The organism is Vibrio sp. Vb0667, from assembly GCF_033391095.1.
The window spans coordinates 12,899-34,862 of the sequence record NZ_JAWPOL010000017.1; the positions used below are offsets into that span (position 1 = coordinate 12,899).

The following is a 21,964-nucleotide window of genomic DNA, read 5'->3' on the forward strand; positions in this document are numbered from 1 at the left end:
ATAGTGTTACGGCAGTGGTAGGTCCATGCGAGCTTTTTCAAAACTGGTTCACGATGTCAGTCAACTGAATGACTTTTTAGTCACTTTTCCGACTTCCTCAGATAAACAATATTTAGTACAAATATTGTCGACGCAATCGCGCGAAATTACGACCACACTTGCAGACGCCGTTTTGTCGTCGCTGCCGAATGCTCATGTTATGGGGCATAGTACGCGTAATGTGATTCTGGAAGGGGAGATATTTACCTCTGGTTGCCTAGTGAGTGTGATTGAATTTGAGCAAACCACGCTGACTTCTGCGGTACAAACATACTCTTACTCCCCTGACATTGATGGCGGGGAGCTCAAGCGCTCTCTTCTAATGCAGCATAATTCACAGGTGATCCTCAGCTTTGCTGTGCAAATTGAACGACGTGACTATCCCTTGTTTCAAACCTTCGCCAGTGAAGAAGTAGTGATTTCTGGAGGGTTGGCGCAGAGTATTGACGATGGCTGCTGGGTGCTATATCAAAACCGAGTTTACGATAATGCCGTGGTTGCCGTAGCTTTGCACAGTGATACTTTGAAGCTATGGACTGATGCGTATTCGGAATGGAACCCGATTGGCATGCCACACAAAGTCACTCATGCAAAAGGAACGCGCTTGTATTGTTTAGGTGAGAAGAAAGCGCTGGACGTATACAAGCGTTACTTGGCGGATGGCCATGACGTGACGCTGAGTCAACTGCTCAGCTTTCCTTTATATCGAGAAAGCTTAGGGCGAAAGGAAGTTTGTACGGTAACGGAGCTACACGCTGATGGCAGTATGAGCTTCGACAGGCCCTGGTGTCTTGGTGACGAAGTGCAATTTTGCTATAACCATCCCTCGTTAACGCTCGAGCAAGTGCGGCATGGTGTGGTTGAGTTAGCCATGCACCAACCTGAAGTCGTGATGATTTTTAACTGCGCGTCACGGTTAGACTTTATTGACAGCAGCGACGAAGTCCAAGCATTCAAAGATATTGCGACGACGTTTGGTAGTTACTGTATGGGGGAGCTGCATGGTGGTATTGGTCAGCCCGAAATTCTTCATCACAGCCTGACGTATTTAGCGATGCGAGAGGGAGACGAAGTGCAAACATTGAACTTGCCTAAGTCGCCCGTTAGCTCCTCTATTTCACCGCTGTTTAGCTTGATTCGAAATGCGATCGGCGATCTCAACCATATGAACGCGCATATGGGATATCAACTCGATCGCCAAACGCGCAAGTTACAAGAAAGCTATCGACGCGACAGTCGCACGGGATTACAAAACCGGGTCGCATTGCAAGAGCGGCTGAGTAACATCGATTTGGATGAGCATTTGTTGACTCTAAAGCTACTTAACTTTAGTCATATCAACGAAAAATACGGCTACCGAGTGGGAGATCAATTACTCAAAGATCTCTCAATGCACTTTACGAATCGACTACGAAAGCGTTTCGGCATGCCAACGGCTTTGCAGCTTTATAGTATTGGGGTTGGTGAATGGGCGTTCATATTTAAAGCTGATCAAAGCAGCGAGACCATCAAACAGCACTTTGCGCGTTTTGCTGACGCGGTAGAACAAACTAATTTTGAGCCAATTGGCCTACGTGAAATAGATTATCTTTCTATCTCGCTATGCGGCGGCTTAGTGAGTCGTCGAGATTTTCCATCCGCTTCAGTAGATGAGCTCTTACTCAAAGGCATCGAAGCGAGGCGCTCCGGTGTACGCAGTAATACTCATATCTGTAATGCGAAAGATATTGAAGTCAGTGAGGATGTGCGTAAAGAGCAACTTGGATGGCTAAGTTGCGTCAGTAGAGCCATTCTCAAACAGAATATCATCACTTATAGCCAACCTATTGTGCATGCGAGTAGCCACAAATTGGCAAGCCAAGAATGTTTGGTTCGTATTCTGGAAGCCGATGGAACGGTGATTGCGCCAGGACGTTTTCTGCCAATTATCTCTGATACGCATCTTTACACTCGACTAAGTCGGCACATGATTCATTCTACGTTGCATTATATGCGAGATAAGCAAGGTGACTTTTCTATAAACTTATCGCCGCAAGATTTGCTCAGTGATAAAACTTTAATGCTTTTAGAGCATGAAATTAGCCAGCTAAATGACCCAAGGCGAATTGGTTTAGAAGTGCTGGAATCTGAGCAGATCAAAGACTACGGCCGAATGATAGAAGTGTGCAGTCATTTTAGAAGCTTAGGGGCGCGTATCATTGTTGATGACTTTGGCTCCGGCTATTCGAATATCGATGAAATCCTAAAGTTGGAGCCAGAAGTCATAAAGCTCGATGGCAGCTTGATTCGTGATATTGATAAAGACTTAAAACAGCGCAAGATCGCTTCCCAGTTGGTGCGTTTGTGCCAAGTGTTTAACGCGGAGACGGTGGCGGAGTTCGTCCACAATCAGGAGGTGTGTACCATTGCACAAGACATGGGGGTGGATTATTTGCAGGGTTACTATCTTGGCGAGCCGACTCGACTGTTTTAATGATGTTTCACGTGAAACTTCTTGTCGTAAAAAACGCAGCGTAGGCTGCGTTTTTTGTTTGGTTCTTCTACTGAGCTTAATGGTTAACGCTTAAGAGCGTGTCCACTCTTTTCAGCTTGGAACAGAGCGAGGTAATGGGCAAAAAAGCGCTGCATTTGTTGTTGGTTGTTTTGTTCTCCAAGTTGCCCGAGCAAATGTGCAGCGACTTCAAACGTACACAAATTACCTTGTTGTTGGTTGCGTCGCAGCTGATATTGTGAGTCCGCCGACGCAGACAATCCCATAGTAGGGATACCTTCTAACCAACGGCTCTTATTGATCATCTTGCGCGCCTCTTGCCAGGTGGCATCTAAAATAATAAACAGCGGAGTTTTGGTTTGTTGCTGGCTTTGGAGTACCACATGTTCGAGTGTGATACTTTCTTCACAGGGGAAGAGCAACACCGGATACCGCGACGGATCAGCTAATAGAGTGAGCAATTCTGCTGGTGGCTGTTTGCGATCCCAGATTACTCGCTCAATGTTGAGTTGGCACTGCTCTAGTAGCTGGCCGGTATTAGTATCACGCTTCAGTTCATTCGGATGCATTAACAGCAGGATGTTGTGCTCACTGGTAAGTTTCGGCATTAGCGAGCACATACAATTGAATTGAAAACCGCAGGTTGGACACGGTTGTGACATTACAGACGAACTCCTTCGCGCACCGGGCTTATCCCATCAGAGAACAGACGCACACCACTGACTTGGTTCGGCGTTGCCGTTGGTGCCATGCTTGGGTTGAGTGGGTAGCTAACCCCAGTGTATTGCATCACGTGTTGAGCCGCTTTAGCTCCGCCACCGCTGACATTAAAAATCAGATCTCGCCAACCATGAGAGGTTTGTTGGCCGAGCATAATCGGGCTTTGCACTAGTGTAATGCGGCTATTAAATCGCCATTCCTTTTCGTGATGTTCAAATATCAGCAATGTACAGCCTCCGGAACCACACCAATCCAACTGTACCAATAGCTCTTCGTTACCATCGCTGTTGAGGTCGTAAGTTAGCCAACGGTGTTGGTTATTGTTGGGGGTGGTTTGATGGATAAAGAAGTAGTTGCGCACCGCGGCATCTACTTTTGAATCAAACTCTGCACTAGAAGGGACGTCAGCACTACCGATGGGGTTGTTGGTGCGTTTTTCGGCTGGTTGCATGATGCCTTCATCACGAACGGTGGCAGGATAAAGGACTAAACCACCATCGGCGATTGGGTATACTAAGTTACCGACTTTTTCTTTGGTCGCTTTGAGCTGATTGCCTTCTCGAGTAAACAGTCGCTCTGACATTAGCCTTTGCTGTTGATGATGCGTCATGACAACTTGAACCTGAGACGGACTTAACTGTTGCCAGTAACCACGCTCGATTAATGGTGCTTGTCCATTGGCGTAACGGTATTTTGTTGTGGCGCTATGGTCTGGGTTTAAGGTCATTTGTACTTCAAAGCCTTGTGATTGGGTTGAGGTCGCGACATAGGTATTAGCCCAGCCAAGCGTTGCATCGACGTTTGCAGCCATACCACAACCTTGATACGTCTCGCCATCATGTTTTAGTGTTGCTTTCCAGCCATACAAAGAATCGCTCATTGTGTCTGAGCAGAGGTTTTCTGTTAAGCGAAGCTCACCATCTTGTAGTTGATAAGTGCGCTGGCGAGGTTGAAGCTGACTGCTTTTAATCGCTAATTTTGTGGTTTGTTTGCCGATTTGCTGGAATGTTAGTCCATTAGCCTCAAAGCTTGCCGACCAAGAAGGCTCATTACCAAACACGCGAGTTGGTTTGTTTGGTTGCTGACAACGGTTTGGATTTTCCGTTGTGAGGAAGTTCACTTGTTCCACGACAAAGTTAGCATCGAAATCAGCAGAAAACCCATCGATGCCCGGTGGGTTGAGGTGGCCGATAACCTCGCCATACATAGTCTGGTAAGGCTCGTTATTTAACTGAATTGCTTGTTGCATTTGCTGTGGTGATAGTTGCAACCAATATTGCTTGTCGCTGCCACAAGGCATGATGTATTGGCTCTCGTGACCGACGATCACTTTTCCGCGCAGCATAAAAGTTTGAGGTTGAATGGTTTCAGGCTTATCTAAGGTTGCTGGTGGAGAGGTTGGGTCAGCGGCACCAGATTGTGGCGACTGTGAACTACATGCTTGCAGAACCAGCAGGGTGGCAAGCGCCACTGGGTTTTTCAAAGCCTTCATGTTATATCTTCCTCATTATTGTTACTCAATCGGCATCGGATGGCATTATGGCATATTGGTTATTTAAAACTGAACCAGATACCTTTTCTATTGACACGCTTCGAACCCAAAAGGTTTCATGTTGGGAGGGAGTTCGTAATTATCAGGCGCGCAATATGATGCGTGACCAAGTGAAGGTGGGCGATTTAGTCCTGATTTACCACTCTTCTTGTAAACATGTTGGCGTGGCAGGTATTGCTAAAGTTGTGAGAGAAGCCTATCCCGATCATTTCCAATTCGATCCCGAAAGCGATTATTACGATCCAAAGTCAGACCCAGACAACCCGCGTTGGATTATGGTGGATGTCGAGTTTGTACGTAAAACGGCGCGAGTGATTCCGTTGTCGGTGATGAAAGCGATGCCAGAACTTGAGAACATGCCGTTGGTGAAACGTGGAAATCGCTTGTCGATTATGCCCGTGACAGAAGAAGAATGGGACGCGATTCTTGGCAAAGAGAAGCTGCCAAGTCAGCGATAAAAGAAAAGGGCTGCGAATGTGCAGCCCTTCATAATTTGGAGTATTGAAGCTTACAGCAAGTGTTCTTGTAGGTAGTGTGCAACCGCATCTTCCGCATTGCTGCCAATCACTTCATTATTTGGTAGAGCTTTCATCACTTTTTCGTGTGATGTACCCATAACTAGCCCTTTACCTGCCATCGACAGCATTTCTACGTCATTCATGCCATCACCAAATGCTACGCAGTTTTCTAACGTCAGGTCGAGTTTTTTCGCTACCGCTTCAAGAGCATGGCCTTTAGACACGCCAGCGCTCATTACTTCCAAACACCAAGGCGTTGAAAATGCGATGTTCAGCTTATCACCAAACTGCTCACGTAGTTTGTTTTCAAATACGACCAAACGTTCGTGGTCTTCTCCTGGATGCGTGAAGAAAACTTTCGCAATACCGTCAGTTGGGGCGTGGTCTTCATCAAATAAGACGTAAGTGAATTCATCGTGGAAGTCACGTAACGTTTCATCATCCTTGTTCATCAACCAGCTATCATTTTGATACATGTGAATAAGTATTTCTTGATCATGTTTGATCGTGTCGATCACGCCTTGTACCAGTTCCGCAGGGACATTCTCGCTGTACATTAGCTGATCTTCCTGGTCATGCACTCGGGCACCATTCGACGTGATCATATAAGCTGGAATGCCAACTTGGCGACGGATGCTCGCAACGTCTACGTGGTGACGGCCGGTTGCAAAGACAAAGGTATAACCCTTTTCATGCAGCGCTTTTAGCGTCTCTTTTGAGTAAGCACTGAGCTGATGGTTTGGTGCGAGTAACGTGCCATCCAGATCAGAGGCAACGATTTTGGTGATCTCTTTGCAAGGTAGCGATGTGCTCATGAAGTCCTCGTAAACGGTTTGGATAGTGTGGAACAGGTGAATTGCAAACGGAGTACAGCAGACTGACTAGATCGTACTGCTCCGAATGCGGGGGAACTTGGGCCCGTAGCACTATGCGGTTAAACACTGTGTCAAAGTAGCCAAGTTCAAGCAGTGTACGCCAAAATGAGGATGAAAAAGAGGGTAAATCGATGTGTAGACATTTCCTCTTTAATCTTAGTCGTGAAATGGTCGCCTAGAGTTCTTATTGTGCTTGTTCGTTTGATGGCGATTTAGGGTCATTCATAAAGCGGAAAATCGCATCGAGCGCTTGATTACGATACTTGTCGGTCTCGAACAAGATTTCATGCTGTGCGCCTTCGATGGAAAGCAGCTCCGCGTGCGGGTTGGTTTTCCGCAATTTATCAATAAAACGCTTTTGCGCGAGGTTGCTAACAATCCGATCGTTTCCGGCTTGGATTAGGATTACTGGTATTTTGACTTGGCGAGTTAATAAAAAGCACTGCTTAGCGGCCATGAGCCCTTGCCAAACCCAGCGAGTGCTTGGCCCACCGACTTGCAGTTCCGGTTTTTCCGTATATAGGTTTCGGAACCATTGGTAGCGGCCGTAACTTTGGCTAAGTGGGTTATCTTCAAAGGGCTTAGGGAAGTAGGCCTGATGTCCTGGTGCATAGCGTGGCAAAGTCGATACCGCTGACATAATTTGTGTGACCGGAATCGCTATTGGTGATAGGTACCATGGCAGGTTAATGCCAAACATGGGCGCACTTAGAATCAAACCAGTAAAAGGGTGTTCTGGGTGAGTTTGCAGGTAACGTGTGGCGATCGCGCCGCCCATAGAGTGCGCGATGATGAAGCATTGTTGATATTCGCTAAGGTCGTGTTTTTTTACGACGATGTCCATATCATCAATATAATCAGTAAAGTCATAGACGTGACCCATATCTGAGTCAGATAATAAACGATCTGATAAACCTTGTCCGCGGTGGTCAAAGGAATAGACATCGAAACCTTGGCGGTAGAGATCGTAAAACAGCTCTTGGTATTTCCAGGAAGACTCAATGCGTCCATTTACGATGAGCACGGCTTTTTTATGCTCTGGGTTGGTTAGCTTGCACCAGTAAATGTTCTTTTTCTCAGTCCCTTTAACAAAGCCCTCTTGGCGAGTTTGCCAAAGTGCTGCGATCGGACCACCAATTGCTTGCTCAAATAATGTCTCTTGAGTATAAGTCAAAGGTGAATGGTTAGTCGCCATTAGTTGATTACCTGAAGATACGTTGTTTACGCGATGTATCATCGAAGAATTAGTGAGGAAATGCAATGGATACCCATGTCTGGTTAGCTTATGTAGTAACAGCAATCGTTTTTAGTTTGGCTCCGGGCTCTGGCACGGTGAACTCAATCAGTAATGGTTTGAGTTACGGTACCCGTAAATCACTGGGTGCCATTATTGGCTTACAAATTGGTTTAGTTATCCACATCGCGCTGGTGGGGGCGGGTATTGGTGCGCTTGTCGCGCAGTCAGCAACCGCATTTTCTGTCATTAAATGGGTTGGTGCCGCTTATCTGGTTTGGTTGGGGATTCAGAAATGGCGCGATACATCAAGCTTAGTCGCAGCTGAAAACCACAACGAGATGTCAGGCACGGCGCTGTTGTACAAGGCAGTGTTAATTAACCTCACCAACCCTAAATCGATTGTTTTTCTGGTGGCGTTGTTCCCGCAGTTTATTGACCCGGCAAAAGACCAAATCACGCAACTGTTGGTGCTTGGCGTCACTACGGTCGTGATTGATGCGTGTGTAATGTTGGGTTACACGAGCTTGGCAGCACAAATGGGACGCTTTATTCGCTCCGATAAAATCATGGGAAAAATAAACAAAGTATTCGGTTCAATGTTCATGGGTTGTGGTGCATTATTAGCAGCTGCAAAGTCATAAGCCATTTATAGGTCCTTCTTTAGCATGAATACAACGTATGTCGCTCGCCAGCCGATCTTTAACCGAAAAAGACAGACGCTGGGTTATGAATTGTTGTTTCGAGACGGGGAGAGTAACGCATACCCTTCACATATTGATTCAAATCGAGCGACATACCGACTGATCGTCGAAAACTTCCTATCACTGGGTACTAACCCAGTGATTGCCTCTTCAAGATGCTTTATTAACTTTCCTCATCAAAGCTTGGTGCGACGTTTGCCGCGCAGTTTGCCGAAAAACAAAATTGTCATCGAAGTGTTGGAAACGTGCCAACCTACGGATGAGCTTCTTGATGCGATTCGTGAGTTTTATCGAGAAGGTTACTTGATCGCTTTGGATGACTTCACCCTAACACCAGAATGGCGTCGTTTTTTGCCATATGTGCATATTGTGAAGCTCGACATTATGGCGATGGGGCTCGAAAAGGCCTGTGAACTGGTCAAAACACACCTTGCCAAACGCGTCAAATACCACTTTTTAGCAGAACGTGTTGAAACCGCAGAAGAGTTTGAGCAAGCGAAAGCGGCTGGCTTTAAATTTTTCCAAGGTTATTTTTTTAGCAAGCCACTCGTCTCGCAGACTAAATACGTCAGTCCTGAGCAAGTGTTGGCATTGCAACTGTTTCGTGAAGTTTGTGCTCCTGAGCCTGACTTTACTCGTATCGAGTCCATCATTACGCAAGATGTCGCGTTGTCATATAAATTATTGCGTTTTGTAAATACGCAAGCGCCGAATTTGGCTGTCGAAATCAGCTCTTTTCGTCAGGCATTGATTTATCTTGGCCAGGATAACCTTAAGCAGTTTGTCTCTTTGGTTGTGGCATCGTATATCTCCAGTAACAAGCCTCGAGAGCTGTATCACCTTTCATTGCAACGAGCTCAATTTTGCCAATTGATGTCGCGCTATCAGCCATTCTCTCACCTCAACGAGCAAGGTTTCATGGTTGGTTTGCTGTCGATTCTAGATGCGCTGCTGGATCTTTCGGTGGAATCTTTAGTTAGGCAGTTACCGCTTAGTCATTCAGTACAACAAGCGCTATTACATCGCAAAGGGGTTTATGGTGCACTTATTTCCCTCGAAGAGTGCTACGAGCGTGCCGATTGGTCAGGGGTTGAAAAAATCACGATGCAATTGGGGTTGCCTTTAGAGGAAGTGAAGCTCTCCTTAGGTGAAGCGGTTCGCTGGAGTCAAAGCATCGCGACTGCATAATTTCTGGTCTTATCTTTTATCTCTTTGAATCTCTCTCTTTACAATCAAGCTGTTCGTTAGATGTGAAACTTTTATGACGATGGGCGGTTTCCTCTTGACGATATATCTTAATTAAATAAACATATACGCATATCCATATATAGGTATGTTCATTATGCTTCCACATCAGTTTTTTAAGCTGTTATCCGATGAAACACGCGTACGTTGTTTAATGCTCGTGGCCCGTGAAGGTGAAACTTGCGTTGGTGATTTGGCGTTTGCTCTGCAAGAGAGCCAGCCGAAAGTTTCTCGTCATCTTGCTCAGTTACGGTCCAGTGGCATCTTGGTGGATAAACGCCAAGGGCAATGGGTGTATTACGAGTTATCACAGCAATTACCAGGTTGGATGCGAAAGTTAATTGAAGACTTAGTGGCATCAAACTGTTTGAAGCAGGAATACCAAGACGACATCACACGCTTACACGATAAAAGTCGTGAGGCTTGCTGTTAACAGCGAATAGAGATTCAAGGTAGAAGATTAGAGGGTAAAACTATGACAATTAAAGTAGGAATTAATGGCTTTGGCCGAATTGGTCGCTTAGCGCTGCGAGCGGCATTTGATTGGCCAGAATTGGAGTTTGTGTTAATCAACGATGTCGCAGGTGACGCCGCTACGCTTGGTCACTTATTAGAATTCGATTCAGTGCAAGGTCGTTGGCATCATGGAGTTCAGGTCGAAGGCAGTGAGCTCGTCATCAACGGCAAGCGTGTCGCCACGACTCAACAACGCGATATCGATGCGGTGAACTGGTCTGATTGTGATGTTGTGATTGAAGCGACAGGCGTACATCGCAAAACATCATTCCTAAACAAATACCTAGAGCAAGGCGTGAAACGTGTCGTGGTAAGCGCACCTGTGAAAGAAGAAGGTATCGCGAACATTGTGGTGGGCGTGAACGACCATATTTTCGACCCTGAAAAACATCGTATCGTGACAGCAGCTTCGTGTACGACTAACTGTATCGCACCTGTGGTTAAAGTCATTCATGAGAAATTGGGTATCGAACAATCTTCTTTTACGACCATTCACGACCTGACGAATACGCAAACTATTTTGGATGCGCCACACAAAGATCTACGCCGTGCAAGAGCATGTGGCATGAGCCTTATCCCGACCACGACGGGTAGCGCGAAGGCGATTGTCGAAATTTTCCCAGAATTAAAAGACAAAATTAATGGTCATGCGGTTCGCGTGCCTCTAGCAAACGCATCGTTAACAGACATCATTTTTGATGTGAAGCGTGATACCACAGCAGAAGAAGTGAATGCACTGTTAAAAGAAGCATCTGAAGGTGATTTGAAAGGCATCCTTGGCTTCGAAGAGCGTCCTTTAGTTTCTATCGATTATAAAGGCGACCAACGTTCAACCATCGTTGATGCGCAATCAACCATGGTTGTGGGTTCTCGTATGGTTAAGATTTACGCTTGGTACGATAACGAAATGGGTTATGCAACGCGCACAGCAGAGCTGGTTCGTAACGTTGGTTTGGCTTAAAAGGGGGTCACAATGTCTCATCCTACATGGCAATTAGATTTGGACTCCGGTGCTTTAATCTTAACACCGTGCCCAGGAACGAAAGGTGTCGATTTGCATGCGTCGTTAGAACAGTTGAAAGAGCAGGGTGTTCAAGCGGTCGTTACTGCATTAGATGATAGTGAATTAGCTGCGAAGAATGTCTCTGCATTGGGTGAAGCCACTCAGCAACTGGGTATGAAATGGTTCCAGATCGAGATTGAAGACGACTGCGCACCAAATGAAGAATTTGCGACGAAGTGGCAACAAGCCAGTCCGGAACTGCACGCGATTCTTGCTCAAGGTGGCAAAATTGCGATGCATTGCATGGGTGGTTCGGGGCGCACAGGTTTGTTCGCTGCTCACCTACTCCTAGAAAAGGAATGGCAGTTAGAAGATATCGTGCGAGAAGTACAGGCATTGCGCCCTGGTGCATTTACAAAACCTGTGCAAGTTGAGTACATCGAACGCGTGGCTCAAGACGCTTGATCAGCTTAAATAGCTTTTGGTTCATTATGATCCAAAAGCTAAATTCAAGCTTCTTCAGGATACGACTGTTTACAAAAAATGCCATTAATATTAACTAATGCATTGTTTTTAAGGTGTATTTTGCTTTTTATTGATGTTGGGGCATTTTTTGAAAATCACAGCAACATTGTATTGGTCAATGTTGCTGTACAGGTTAGGAAGTATTTAGAACATGATGATCTAAATGCTTCTATCGCTGTACATATGAGGTCAATATGATTTCTCAATTAAGCAAAAGTATTCGTCAGTACATGTTAGTGACGTTTAACTATTGGAACTTTACGGTGACCGATGGCGCACTGCGTATGCTAGTGGTGCTCTATTTTCATGATTTAGGTTATTCCACGTTAGCTATTGCCTCACTGTTCCTTTTCTATGAATTTTTTGGTGTGGTGACAAACCTAGTTGGTGGTTGGTTGGGCGCAAGGTTAGGCCTAAATAAAACCATGAACATTGGTTTAGCGATGCAAGTGTTTGCGTTGCTGATGCTCGCAGTACCAAATGCATGGCTGACCATTCCTTGGGTGATGGCAGCGCAAGCTCTGTCGGGGATTGCCAAAGATCTGAACAAAATGAGTGCTAAGAGCGCGATTAAAACGCTAGTACCAGACGAACAGCAAGGTGCGCTCTACAAATGGGTAGCGATTTTAACTGGCTCGAAGAATGCACTCAAAGGAGCGGGCTTTTTTGTTGGCGGCTTGCTGCTGTCTTGGGTGGGTTTTCAAAACTCGATGTTTATTATGGCGGGTGTACTTACATTAGTGTTTGTTTGCAGCATGATCTGGCTAGAAGCGGACATGGGTAAAGCAAAGAGTAAACCTAAGTTTCGCCAAATATTCTCCAAGTCTGAATCGATAAACATTTTATCCGCAGCACGCATGTTCTTGTTTGGTGCTCGTGATGTGTGGTTTGTCGTTGCTCTGCCTATTTATCTTGGTAGCGTGTTTGGCTGGGATCACTTGTGGGTTGGTAGCTTTCTCGCAGCGTGGGTCATTGCTTATGGGTTTGTGCAAGGCTTTGCGCCGCGTATTACTGGCAAAGCGCAAGGTCGTGTGCCTGATGGTAGTGCAGCATTGGTGTGGGCAGGAATCCTAGCGTTAATTACGGCTGGTATTGCTTATGGTGTGCAAATCGGTTGGCAGCCTGAATTGGTGATTGTGGTAGGTTTGATGATTTTTGGCGCTGTGTTTGCCATTAACTCTTCGCTGCACTCGTACTTGATAGTGAGCTACGCTAAAGGCGATGGCGTCTCGTTGGATGTCGGTTTTTACTACATGGCCAATGCGATGGGACGTTTGATTGGCACGGTATTATCGGGTTGGATCTACCAAGAGGCTGGTCTTGCAGCGTGCTTATGGGTTTCTTTTGCTTTCTTGGCACTGACGACGCTGATTTCAATTAAGTTGCCAAAAGCTGATGTTGCTACTGCGTAACTATCCCCAGTATCGCTATCTGTAGATGGTATAAATGGCTCCAAATCGGAGCCATTTTTGTTTCTTATGCGCCGTTTGCTGTAATCAGATTGTGTCGGTTTGGCATCGAGAGTGAATACTGATGCTTGGTTTTTGGTTCTCGTTAAGTGATTAGAGTGGTGATGAAATCCCCGTTGTAGGTCATTGTTGAGTTAAAAATAAGCAAAAACAGATTGTTAACCATTTCACTGGTTGAGATTTACCCTATGCTATAAACGATAAGCGACTCAAAGTAGGGAAAGGTATGAGAGAAAGGGTTCTGTTTTTTGATTTATTGCGCTGCTTCGCAGCGGTAGCAGTGATCGCCATTCACGTCTTGGCACCGTATCGAAATGAGTTAGGAGTGATTCCATTTGACCAATGGCTGACAGCGGTAGGCGTGAATAGCGTAACCCGCTGGGCAGTGCCAGTTTTTATTTTGATCACCGGAGCGCTAATGCTCAGTGACACTCGACCATTTGACGGTAAGTATTATATCAAAAGGCGTTTGGGCAAAGTTTTAGTTCCATTTCTTATTTGGTCGATGTTTTATGCATACCTTTCAGGTTGGACTTCTCAAGGCTTTGATTTTGAAACCGTAAAAGAGGTATTAAGCAATAGCCCATTCCACGCAACGTATTACCATCTCGGCTTTTTCTATTACTTTATACCACTGTATTTTGTGATTCCGCTGTTTCAATGGATGGTACGCAACGTGGATGACAACGTCTTGTATACCTATCTCGCATTTTGGCTTTTCACCAGCACACTGTTCTTGTTCAAGATTGATGGCCCTTGGAGTAATCAGATGTGGCTTTATATGGGTTACCTTCCACTGGGGTATGTTTTATTTCAAAAGGTACCTTTGAATCGCTCTATGGTGACCTTATTTGTTGGGCTAGGACTCGTGGCGTTGGCAGTGACCTTTACGATGGTTGTGACAAATAGCTTAGAGGCGGAGAAGTATACGGTTGGGCGCTGGCTCTCTTATAAAACACTGAATGTGATTCTAGCGGCTTCGATGATTTTTATGATCGGGCGTTACTTTGGTGAAGGCTTATCACCAAAAGTACAAAAAGTGGTCAGTGTGATCAGTCAGCACAGCTTGGGGATTTACTTACTTCACCCTATTTTCTTATGGCCGATGAAAGAGTTCGGTTGGTACACAGGACATCCTGCGTGGGTGATTCCAGTCTGGATCGTTCTAAGTGGAGCTGGAGCCTTGGCGATGAGCTATCTCTTTTCTCGTTCTGCCAAGACTCGTTGGTTGCTGCCTTAACGTTTGATAGCGAAGTGAAGGAACTTGTTGCCGCGATAGGTCAGTGTTCCCTTATCTCCAGGGTTGAGTGCATGGTAGTAATGCACTCCAATTTGGAATTCACGCTTTGGACCGATAGAACCACGTTGAACGTAAATCCAATACTCTTGATCGTCTTGACCTGGTGGTGCGTTTGGTATGTCTATCGCTTGTTTATCTAAAACCGTTACCTGCGCGCTTTGCTCTGGAGCGTCTTCGCCCACATAGTGCTTACTATAAAAACGGAAAAACACCCACGCGCCCAAGGCAATAAGGGCGAATAGGGCGACAATAAGTGAGATTGGCATATTAACCTCCAATGTTTTATCGGGTTCCATTCTACAGAACTCGCTGACGAAACGATGAGTTGAGGTAGCTTATTCATAATCTAATGAAAGGGATATGGAGATTATTCGGCGCACTTCACGATTTATCTTAATGATGCACGATGAAATCGTCGCTTCATCTGCAAGCGAAGTCACTAAAGCTGAACGAAGCGGCTTTCACTTGTTAGGCTATATGAGCTCAAGGGCACAAATTGAAAGTAAAATTGCACTTAACGGCTCGAAAAAGCTCTAAATTTATAGAAGAATAAAAATAATGAACATAGGAAGGGTCTGGTAAGGAGGGTTACGATGTCAGATATTGAAAAAGTAGTCATGCGTACCCGAACGATCGAAAAACTTTTGCGTACTCAGTACCATGCAGAAGGGAAAGGGTTGCACCAACTTATTAATAGTTGTGAAGAACGTTTACCGCATGACGTGATAGCAAAGCTTCGATTCATCGCAACCGTGCGTAACAAAGTGGTGCACGAAGACGATTACAAGCTGGATGATCGTAAAGGCTTTATGGCGGCATGTGATGCTTGTGAAAAAGAGCTGACACCAAGAAGCTCTCGCTTTATTTGGCGTACAGCAATTTTGCTAATGACGTTGATTACGCTGGCCGCTCTTGGTTTCTACTATATGCACTGGGATATTTTATCTAAGCACATTCAGTAGAGCTATACAGATAAATAAAAAAGGACGCATTTGCGTCCTTTTTTATTTTAAATCATTGGTTTAGTACATCATTGGCAGTGTCATTAAACCCACAACCACTGCAATCATAACCAGCCCTTGTTTTTGAGAAGATGAAATCATAACACTACCCCTTAATCTTTGATGAACTCGATGAATTTAATATAGCACTGTTTTTGGGGTTTGATCAACATATGCTCGTTAATCTTTTCAAAAACCACACTTAACTTGTCTGGTTTTACGTGATTCTGACTAATGAAACTATGTTTTTTGTGCTGTATTTAAAGTGTTCACATTGTTTTATTTCTAGCCTTTTTTGTTTTAAGTGTATGATTTTATAATATTAAATGGTTTGTGATGTTGGCTTTGTAATTGTTTTTTGTTTCGAATGGTATGTTGGGTGTTTATTTTGCCTGTATTTCTCAAAAATTGAGAAAATTAAAAAATGTGCTATGAGGTTGCATCGTCAAATCGAAAGCATGGAGTGAGATTTTCTTACCTTATGAGAAAATATGGGCTTCAAAAGAGTTTAGTGATTTTATGGTTTATGAAGTCCGCACTTTTATCTGTTATTGAAATTATGGTTTTATTTATCATTGACTTACTTTTCTTGTCTGATGTTTTTTTTACTGAATTAAGGTCGGTTTTCTTAGTTTTTACCCCTAGTCATCAGTAGTTTCTCCTCTCTTAGGGCGCTACTAAGACTATTTTCTATTTTGTGTCTGTTATTTATTCTTGTTGCCTGCATTACATACATCCTGGTGGTTTAATCGTCAGTTTGTGAAGTGGCGGCTTACCTGGAGCACTTATCTGTTTTTCAGTTAAATAGTTTTAGAAAGCGTTGGTTATTGTGTCGTGTGATTTGATGGGTTCGGCTGATGAGCAAAGCTTGGCCCCAATGTTTAGTGGCATCATTCAGGCTCATCGGCTTTATTATTACGTAGGCTGAGGGTTACAAAATGTTTCGAATCGCTAGCGAGATCCAACTTTCGTAGATTGTGTCTTTACATCAAAACTGGTCTACCTAGACTAGCGGCGAGTTTAAGTAAAAGGTGTATACTGCATGTGGAGTTGGCTGGCGATAGGGCTATCAGGTGTGTATTCCGTGTTGGGAGCAAAGCAAGCTAACCCGACACAATCCCTCGTGTTTAAAATCTTTACTCTGCTACTTCTTCTTGTGTTGGTGTTAACTCAAGGTGCATCCGCAACATATACCTACTGGATTGCGGGTGGGCTTATTGTGTCTATGGTGGCAGATACGCTGCACTCGTTTAAAACTCGTAAGCTAATCTATTTTACGGCTTATCTGGTTGCCCAGGTATGCTACAGCAAGTCATTTTGGGTGCAGCTTAATGGTGAGATTGTCTGGTGGCTGTTGGCCCTGCTGCTTGCAGCGAGTATCGTGGCGTTCTTTTTGTTGCTACCTCAACTCGACTCTCTGGTATTCCCCGTTGTGATCATGGGGATGATGCTGGTTCAACTTGCTTGGGCAGCCGGTGAAGTTTGGTTACAAGTGCCGAGTTACGCCAATGCTATCGGCTTTAGCGGAACCTTAGTTCTGATCTATTCGGCGCTGGCATACGCGATACACGGTTATCGAAAACCGATGAAACACGCCTATTTGTGGGTGAGTGGTAGTTACTTTTTTGCTCATGCCCTCATTGTTGCCTCAATCATTTACTAATTTAAGTCAAAGCAGCTCTTGAGGATTTCAGTAAACTGAACGCATTGTTCTTAATAACTGGAGTCAATAATGAGTGAAATCCATGCTCACGAGCTGCTAAACCTACTTAGAGAAACACCAATGGATCGCGAAGCCCTCACACAGCACTTTGGCGCTAGCGTTCGCTTTCACACCTGTAAACTGAATGATCTAGACTTAGATGCATTACTAGCATTTTTGCTCAAGCGCGACAAAATTCGTGAGCTTGAAGGTAAGTTTGTGGTCAATATGGCGCGAGTTTGCAATCACTAAACGGCGGCTAAGATCGAGGGTGAATATGGTGTTTTCGCCCTCAGTCATATACTCATGTTGTCAGTTTGCTATACACTGGCCGCCATTTTTTAGGTGAGGCCAGAATATGGACATTCTTTCTGCAGCGACCATGCTGTTTCTAATCATGGACCCTCTCGGTAACTTGCCGATTGTGTTGTCTATTCTCAAACATATCGATCCCAAGCGTCGTCGTAAGGTATTGATTCGTGAACTACTGTTTGCCTTACTGATTTTGATGTTGTTTCTGTTTGCAGGACAAAGCATCTTAAGTTTTTTGCATGTCCAGCCAGAAACGCTCAGCATTTCAGGTGGCATTATTCTCTTCATTATTGCGATTAAGATGATTTTCCCGAGTGCTGGCAGCATCACTGGACTGGCAGCAGGCGAGGAGCCCTTTATTGTTCCGATGGCCATTCCTATGATCGCGGGCCCTTCAGTGATTGCAGCCTTGCTTTTACTGTCTTCGCAACATCCAGAGAAAATGTTGGAAATGTCAGCATCAGTCGTAATTGCGTGGGGCGCAACATTTTTTATACTGATGTTTTATGGCTTCTTTAATCGCTTGTTGGGTGAACGTGGCTTGAAGGCGGTAGAACGCTTAATGGGCTTGTTACTGGTGATGATCTCCACTCAAATGTTCTTGGATGGTGTAAAAAGTTACATTGGGTGACGAACGACACGCAGAAAAAAAGCCGCTCACAAGAGCGGCTTTTTCGTATCTGAGCGATTACATCATGTGTTTACGACGAATATCGAGTAGGGCAAAAATACCAAAAATCAGGATTGAATATTTTTCCCAACTGCTCATTTTTATTTTGTCGCCAAATGCACCAATGAAGATGGCCATTTGTAAACCGTGCATGATGAACAAAAAAGCGGTCATGATGTATAGCGCAATCGCGGCATTGCCGGGAAAGGGCATAAAAATATTTAGGATTAATACTAACCAAACAAAGGCGATAGCCGCTTTGGCCAGCATAATTAGTGCTTTCATTTAAGTGTCCTTTTAAATCGAGGCGTTATGCGGAGGTACGTTCGTACAGACGATAGCTCACTTGGCCTGCTGTTTTTTCTCGATGTAATTGCCAGTTTTCTGGTAAGTCGGCAATATTGAGTTCTTTTTCTGTTTCAATATAAATCATCGCATCTTCCGCGAGCCAGCCATTTTGTTCTAGCAGAGCCACGGTCTCATCCAATAGACCTTTGCGAAACGGTGGGTCAATAAACACCACATGGTGAGCAGAACCCGGTTGCTTCAAAAAACTCAGTGCGTCGGTATTTACCACTTGGATGTTGTTCGCGTTAAGAGAGGCAACATTCTTTTGTAACTGTTGGAAAGCTTGTGGGTTTAGCTCAACCATGGTCACTTGCTCTGCTTGGCGCGAAGCTGACTCAAATCCCAAGCCGCCAGAGCCAGCAAACAAGTCGAGACATTTTGCCTGTGGTACATCTTGAGCTAACCAGTTAAACAGCGTTTCTTTGACGCGATCTGTCGTGGGGCGTAAGCCTTCAGCATCGTGTACAGGAAGTTTTCTGCCTCTCCATAAGCCACTAATAATGCGAACAAAGCCCGTTGTTGGCTTTTTTTGTGATGAGTTTTGCTGGCGACGTCTTACCATAGATTTTTTGACCGCTAATAAAGTGATACTATATCTAATCGCCCAAGCAATGAGCTTGGAGCTTGGATACAGCCCAGAATATTCAAGATGACAGAGTGTAACACTAATAAGATTAGAATTACCTAATCGGAAAGTTTTCAGAACTTTGTCATTAGCCTTTTTTAGACAGATAATAATCTTGTCAAAAAAGAGTCATTAATAGATAAAAGAACAATCTAGGATAGCCCCAGATGACGGAAAAAAAGAAGCGCGGATTACTTTCGTGGCTAGGTTTTGGTGACGAAGAACAAAGCCCAAAACCAAAAACTGAAGAAACAGTAAAAGAAGAAGCAGTGGAAGCGCCTTCTGAAGAGCAGCAAACCGAAGCGGTTGCTGAGCAAGCGGAAGCAACGCCAGAACTTGAAGAAGAAGCGAAACAATCAGAGGCTGCCCCAGCAGAAGCAGAAGCAGAAGCAGAAGCAGAAGCAGAAGAGCCAGAAGTCGTATCGGCCGCGCCTCGTGTTCAAGAACAAGAAAAGCCAACAGAAAGCTTTTTTGCTCGTCTTAAACGCAGCCTAAGCCGAACAAAAGCAAATATTGGTGCTGGCTTCTTCGGTCTGTTCAGCGGTAAGAAAATCGATGAGGACTTATTTGAAGAGCTAGAAGAGCAACTGCTTATTGCTGATGTGGGCATGAATACCACAACAAAAATTATCAACAACCTGACAGAAAAAGCCACACGTGGCGATCTGAAAGACGGCGAAGCCCTTTATGGTTTGTTGAAAGAAGAAATGGCTGAGATTCTTTCTAAAGTCGAACAGCCACTAGAAATCGATAGCAACAAAACGCCTTACGTCATCTTGATGGTGGGTGTAAATGGCGTGGGTAAAACCACGACCATCGGTAAGCTAGCGAAGCAGTTCCAAACTCAAGGCAAAAAAGTGATGCTTGCAGCGGGCGATACTTTCCGTGCCGCAGCGGTTGAGCAGTTACAAGTGTGGGGTGAACGTAATAATGTTCCTGTGATTGCTCAACATACTGGCGCAGACAGTGCCTCTGTTATCTATGATGCGATTGAAGCGGCAAAAGCACGTGGTGTGGATGTGGTGATTGCTGATACAGCAGGTCGTCTACAGAACAAAGCGAACCTAATGGAAGAGCTGCGTAAGATTGTACGTGTGATGAAGAAAATTGATGACTCTGCACCACATGAGATCATGCTAACGCTTGATGCAGGTACAGGACAAAATGCCATTAGCCAAGCGAAACTTTTCAGTGATGTTGCCCCTCTAACCGGGATTACTTTGACTAAGCTGGATGGTACAGCCAAGGGCGGCGTAATTTTCGCTATCGCTGATCAGTTCGGTATTCCAATTCGTTACATTGGTGTGGGTGAAGGTATCGAAGACTTGCGTCCATTTGAAACTCAAGAGTTTATTGACGCACTGTTTAGTCGTGAAGAATAAAAAGAGTTAGAGGAAATCAACGGTGATCAAATTTCAGCAAGTAAGCAAAGCTTACCGAGGTGGTCGACAAGCACTGCAAAAAGTCGATTTTCACCTGAGGCGCGGTGAAATGGCGTTTTTAGGCGGACATTCCGGGGCTGGTAAAAGTACCTTGCTGAAATTGATCTGCGCGATAGAGCGACCAACCGATGGCAAAATCCATTTTAATGGTCACGACATCACGCGTATTCCAAGCAAAGACATCCCTTTTTTGCGCCGCAATATTGGGATTGTTTTTCAAGATCATCGCCTATTGATGGATCGCAGTGTGTACGACAATGTCGCTCTGCCAATGCGTATCGAATCGATTTCTGAAAACGAAATCAAACGCCGTGTTTCTGCGGCGTTAGATAAAACGGGCTTACTCGATAAAGCTCGTTGTCTACCTAGTCAACTTTCTGGTGGTGAGCAACAGCGCGTCGGTATTGCCCGTGCTGTGGTTAATCGACCAACGTTGCTGGTGGCTGATGAGCCTACGGGTAACCTTGACCCAGAATTATCCAACCGTGTGTTGCGTCTATTCGAAGAATTTAACCGTGCGGGCGTGACTATCCTACTTGCCACACACGATGTGGGGTTAGTAAACACTCGCCCACAGTATCGTCATTTTGAATTGAACCAAGGCTTCCTAAGTGAGGTAGAAGACTATGGCAGGTAACAAGCACTCCCAAAAGAAGGGGAAAGGCCGTAGTGCCAAGCGTGCGAATACCGATGGTTTTTTCTCTGTCCACGCAAAACAAGCTAAATCCTCTTTTAGCGCCTTATGGCAACGACCACTAGGCAACATTCTGACCCTAGCGGTCATCTCCATGGCACTTGCCATGCCAGCTTGTTTGTATCTATTGGGGAAAAACGTTGCGGGGGCAGCGGAAGATGTCGCTTCTCCTTCACAAGTTAGTGCTTACTTAGTTGAAGGCATGCCGGATGCGCGAGTGATGGTTCTCAAAGATCAAATTGAAACTTGGCCTTTGGTAAAAGAGGTAGAATATATTTCACCGCAACAAGGTCTATCTGATTTAAGCCAATATGCAGGGTTCGACCAAGCTATCAGTCTTTTAAGTGGCTATGCGCTACCTGGTGTGTTGGTGATTACGCCAGATTCGGAGCTAAAAAGTGATATTCAGTCATTAGCCAAAGACGTTCGAGAGCAACAAGATGTGACCGACGTGAGACTTGACGAAGACTGGCTGGCGCGTCTTGATGCCATCAAAACTCTCGCGAGTATTATTGTCATTACCCTGACAGTGCTGATGCTCGGTGCGGTATTTTTAATCGTTGGCAATACATTGCGATTTAATGTGTTGGCGAATAAAGAAGAGATTCAAACCATGAAACTGATCGGTGCGACGGACAGTTTCATTCTGCGCCCTTACTTGTACACAGGCATGTGGTTTGGCGTGTTAGGTGCCACTATTGCGTGGTTGGTAACGGCTTTAGTGACCATTGTCATGAATAGTGCGGTGGAAGACCTTGCTGCGTTGTACGATAGCCAGTTCCGCCTGATTGGTCTAAATTGGGATGAATCTTTGTTATTAATCATCATTGGGAGTCTTTTGGGATGTATTGCGGCGCGTTTTTCTGCGCAACGACATTTAAAAGAAATTGAACCAGTTTAAGTGATGGCGGTCTTATTACTTGGATTTCATTAGCACTAGCTAATTTTGAACCCTTGCTTAGACCAAATGTTTATGGAT

23 protein-coding genes are annotated in these 21,964 nt (G+C 44.9%); 16 read left to right on the forward strand and 7 right to left on the reverse strand.

The window, feature by feature from the left end; all coding sequences use genetic code 11:
* Positions 1-25 precede the first annotated feature (25 nt).
* Entirely contained in the window at positions 26-2,512 is a 2,487-nt protein-coding gene (locus tag R8269_RS15485) for an EAL domain-containing protein (protein ID WP_318222586.1), read from the forward strand.
* Between the two features lie 83 nt (positions 2,513-2,595).
* Here R8269_RS15485 and R8269_RS15490 read toward each other — a convergent pair whose 3' ends face one another.
* A complete protein-coding gene (locus R8269_RS15490) occupies positions 2,596-3,192 on the reverse strand; it encodes a tRNA-uridine aminocarboxypropyltransferase (RefSeq protein ID WP_042523926.1) in 597 nt (198 codons plus the stop codon).
* Entirely contained in the window at positions 3,192-4,742 is a 1,551-nt protein-coding gene (locus R8269_RS15495; RefSeq protein WP_318222587.1) for a hypothetical protein, read from the reverse strand. The genes R8269_RS15490 and R8269_RS15495 overlap by 1 nt, the downstream gene beginning before the upstream one ends.
* A 47-nt stretch (positions 4,743-4,789) precedes the next feature.
* Between R8269_RS15495 and R8269_RS15500 the strand changes: the two genes are divergently transcribed.
* Positions 4,790-5,260 carry an EVE domain-containing protein gene (locus R8269_RS15500; protein ID WP_005378735.1) on the forward strand — a complete coding sequence of 157 codons (471 nt, stop codon included), beginning with the start codon at positions 4,790-4,792 and terminating at the stop codon, positions 5,258-5,260.
* 50 nt (positions 5,261-5,310) lie between these two features.
* Here R8269_RS15500 and R8269_RS15505 read toward each other — a convergent pair whose 3' ends face one another.
* Both R8269_RS15505 and R8269_RS15510 read right to left on the reverse strand, forming a co-directional pair.
* The gene (locus tag R8269_RS15505; protein ID WP_017636084.1) at positions 5,311-6,135 is read right to left on the reverse strand and encodes a Cof-type HAD-IIB family hydrolase; all 825 of its coding nucleotides are present in this window, start codon (positions 6,133-6,135) and stop codon (positions 5,311-5,313) included.
* 244 nt (positions 6,136-6,379) lie between these two features.
* A complete protein-coding gene (locus R8269_RS15510) occupies positions 6,380-7,390 on the reverse strand; it encodes an alpha/beta fold hydrolase (RefSeq protein WP_005378733.1) in 1,011 nt (336 codons plus the stop codon).
* A gap of 65 nt (positions 7,391-7,455) precedes the next feature.
* On the opposite strand from R8269_RS15510, the gene rhtB reads away from it, so the two are divergent.
* From rhtB to R8269_RS15545, 7 genes are all read left to right on the forward strand, one after another.
* Positions 7,456-8,073: a homoserine/homoserine lactone efflux protein gene (rhtB, locus tag R8269_RS15515; protein ID WP_005378732.1), complete on the forward strand. Its 618-nt coding sequence runs from the start codon at positions 7,456-7,458 to the stop codon at positions 8,071-8,073.
* A gap of 24 nt (positions 8,074-8,097) precedes the next feature.
* Positions 8,098-9,321, forward strand: a complete 1,224-nt coding sequence (locus R8269_RS15520) for an EAL and HDOD domain-containing protein (protein ID WP_053304474.1) — start codon at positions 8,098-8,100, stop codon at positions 9,319-9,321.
* A gap of 154 nt (positions 9,322-9,475) precedes the next feature.
* Complete coding sequence (locus R8269_RS15525) at positions 9,476-9,811, forward strand: metalloregulator ArsR/SmtB family transcription factor (RefSeq protein WP_005378730.1); 336 nt, start codon at positions 9,476-9,478, stop codon at positions 9,809-9,811.
* Positions 9,812-9,853: 42 nt separating this feature from the next.
* Positions 9,854-10,855, forward strand: a complete 1,002-nt coding sequence (locus R8269_RS15530; RefSeq protein WP_005383630.1) for an ArsJ-associated glyceraldehyde-3-phosphate dehydrogenase — start codon at positions 9,854-9,856, stop codon at positions 10,853-10,855.
* 12 nt (positions 10,856-10,867) lie between these two features.
* Positions 10,868-11,362, forward strand: a complete 495-nt coding sequence (locus R8269_RS15535) for a cyclin-dependent kinase inhibitor 3 family protein (protein WP_086047096.1) — start codon at positions 10,868-10,870, stop codon at positions 11,360-11,362.
* A gap of 254 nt (positions 11,363-11,616) precedes the next feature.
* Positions 11,617-12,834, forward strand: coding sequence for an organoarsenical effux MFS transporter ArsJ (gene arsJ, locus R8269_RS15540; RefSeq protein WP_005383628.1), 1,218 nt, complete (start codon positions 11,617-11,619; stop codon positions 12,832-12,834).
* Positions 12,835-13,117: 283 nt separating this feature from the next.
* Positions 13,118-14,131 carry an acyltransferase gene (locus R8269_RS15545; RefSeq protein ID WP_017636080.1) on the forward strand — a complete coding sequence of 338 codons (1,014 nt, stop codon included), beginning with the start codon at positions 13,118-13,120 and terminating at the stop codon, positions 14,129-14,131.
* On the opposite strand, the gene R8269_RS15550 is transcribed toward R8269_RS15545, so the two are convergent.
* The gene (locus tag R8269_RS15550; protein ID WP_005389668.1) at positions 14,128-14,457 is read right to left on the reverse strand and encodes a DUF2500 domain-containing protein; all 330 of its coding nucleotides are present in this window, start codon (positions 14,455-14,457) and stop codon (positions 14,128-14,130) included. The genes R8269_RS15545 and R8269_RS15550 overlap by 4 nt on opposite strands.
* Positions 14,458-14,784: 327 nt before the next feature.
* Here R8269_RS15550 and R8269_RS15555 point away from each other — a divergent pair, with 327 nt between their 5' ends.
* The 4 genes from R8269_RS15555 to R8269_RS15570 all read left to right on the forward strand — a co-directional run bounded on the left by R8269_RS15555 (position 14,785) and on the right by R8269_RS15570 (position 17,837).
* Entirely contained in the window at positions 14,785-15,153 is a 369-nt protein-coding gene (locus R8269_RS15555) for a hypothetical protein (protein ID WP_005378717.1), read from the forward strand.
* Positions 15,154-16,234: 1,081 nt separating this feature from the next.
* On the forward strand, positions 16,235-16,855 hold the full coding sequence (locus R8269_RS15560) for a lysoplasmalogenase (protein WP_005389670.1): 621 nt from the start codon (positions 16,235-16,237) through the stop codon (positions 16,853-16,855).
* Positions 16,856-16,924: 69 nt separating this feature from the next.
* Positions 16,925-17,146 carry a YecH family metal-binding protein gene (locus tag R8269_RS15565; protein ID WP_005378711.1) on the forward strand — a complete coding sequence of 74 codons (222 nt, stop codon included), beginning with the start codon at positions 16,925-16,927 and terminating at the stop codon, positions 17,144-17,146.
* Between the two features lie 106 nt (positions 17,147-17,252).
* Positions 17,253-17,837, forward strand: a complete 585-nt coding sequence (locus tag R8269_RS15570) for a YhgN family NAAT transporter (RefSeq protein WP_005389671.1) — start codon at positions 17,253-17,255, stop codon at positions 17,835-17,837.
* A 57-nt stretch (positions 17,838-17,894) separates the two neighbouring features.
* On the opposite strand, the gene R8269_RS15575 is transcribed toward R8269_RS15570, so the two are convergent.
* Entirely contained in the window at positions 17,895-18,161 is a 267-nt protein-coding gene (locus R8269_RS15575) for a DUF1145 domain-containing protein (RefSeq protein WP_005378704.1), read from the reverse strand.
* 25 nt (positions 18,162-18,186) lie between these two features.
* On the reverse strand, positions 18,187-18,786 hold the full coding sequence (rsmD, locus tag R8269_RS15580; RefSeq protein ID WP_005378702.1) for a 16S rRNA (guanine(966)-N(2))-methyltransferase RsmD: 600 nt from the start codon (positions 18,784-18,786) through the stop codon (positions 18,187-18,189).
* Positions 18,787-19,016: 230 nt separating this feature from the next.
* On the opposite strand from rsmD, the gene ftsY reads away from it, so the two are divergent.
* The 3 genes from ftsY to ftsX are packed head-to-tail and all read left to right on the forward strand — an operon-like array spanning position 19,017 to position 21,886.
* Positions 19,017-20,231 carry a signal recognition particle-docking protein FtsY gene (gene ftsY, locus R8269_RS15585; RefSeq protein ID WP_033907268.1) on the forward strand — a complete coding sequence of 405 codons (1,215 nt, stop codon included), beginning with the start codon at positions 19,017-19,019 and terminating at the stop codon, positions 20,229-20,231.
* Positions 20,232-20,253: 22 nt separating this feature from the next.
* Positions 20,254-20,928, forward strand: a complete 675-nt coding sequence (gene ftsE, locus R8269_RS15590) for a cell division ATP-binding protein FtsE (protein ID WP_005393800.1) — start codon at positions 20,254-20,256, stop codon at positions 20,926-20,928.
* Positions 20,918-21,886 (forward strand): permease-like cell division protein FtsX, encoded by a 969-nt coding sequence (gene ftsX / locus R8269_RS15595; protein WP_025768167.1) that lies wholly within the window; start codon positions 20,918-20,920, stop codon positions 21,884-21,886. Before ftsE ends, ftsX begins: the two co-directional genes overlap by 11 nt.
* Positions 21,887-21,964: the final 78 nt, after the last annotated feature.